Source organism: Thiolapillus sp. (assembly GCF_048562965.1).
In the GTDB taxonomy this organism is placed as follows: Bacteria; Pseudomonadota; Gammaproteobacteria; order Chromatiales; family Chromatiaceae; genus Thiolapillus; species Thiolapillus brandeum_A.
On the sequence record NZ_JBHNMF010000971.1, the window covers coordinates 1 to 1,058 of the forward strand.

At 57.3% G+C, this 1,058-nt stretch carries 1 protein-coding gene; it reads left to right on the forward strand.

Features of this window, described 5'->3' with window-relative positions; translation table 11 throughout:
- Positions 1–168: 168 nt before the first annotated feature.
- Positions 169–1,058 (forward strand): Abi family protein (locus ACOCD2_RS21565; protein WP_293652889.1); only part of this gene is annotated, 890 nt, incomplete at its 3' end.

Sequence of the window (1,058 nt, forward strand, 5' to 3'; positions counted from 1 at the left end):
AGGCTATGCTATTCGGAGCACCCTCAAACCGGCGGGTTACTTTTTCTGCGTGGAGGTTGAATCTGCTTCTGGTAAGCGCTATATTAATAACAACACACCCGCCAAGCCTATGCCAACCATGGTTGGTATGCTCAAATCGTGCGGGTTTTTTATTGCCTGGAGACAGGCATGAGGCCCTTCGAAAAACCGCCGCTGGCTGTCGAAGAGCAGCTTCAATTGCTCAAGGGTCGCGGCCTCGCCATTCGAGACGACGAAAGAGCCGCTGCGCTGCTGGAAGTCGTTAGCCTGTTCCGCCTAAGCCCCTACATGCGCCCTTTTCAGCACGCCGGAAACCCGGATCACAGGTTTTTGGAAGGTGCCACGCTGGCGGACATCGTCACCCTCTATCGGTTCGACCGGGAATTGCGCAACCTAGTCATGGATGCCTTGGAACGAGTAGAGGTGGCGGTTCGCGCTTGTATCGGAAATACCATGGCAATCCGGTACGACGATGCTCACTGGTATTTGCAGCGAACCCATTTCAAACATCACTTCGACCACTCACGTCTTCACTCACGTCTTCTTGGTGAGCTGAAACAGAAGCTGGAGCGCGAGCGGGAGCACTTTGCCAAAGAGGTAGGCTGCATCAGGCGCAGCCGAGCCCGTGAATCCCTCAAGAGCCAACGCATCGAGCGGCGCCTGCGGGACAACTATTTCCGCTACTACGGCCAGACTTACGATCCCCCGGAGCTTCCTCCATCTTGGGCTGTGCTGGAGGAATTGAGCTTGGGACTGATCTCCCGCCTCTACCAGGGCATTGCCCGTGACGCCGATCGGAAGCAGATCGCCAAGCGTTTCAACCTGCCGCAGGAAGTACTCGGCTCTTGGCTCCATACTCTCAGTTGCGCCCACCACGCCCGCCTGTGGAACCGGGAACTGGCAATCCCGCCCCGATTGCCTAAAAGCCCGGATTGGCATTGGTCGCAGACTTCACCCCACCAGCCTCATCCAGAACGGCGATTGTTCGTCGTACTGCTCATGCTCGCCCACCTCATGCGCCACATCAGCCCGAACAGTGG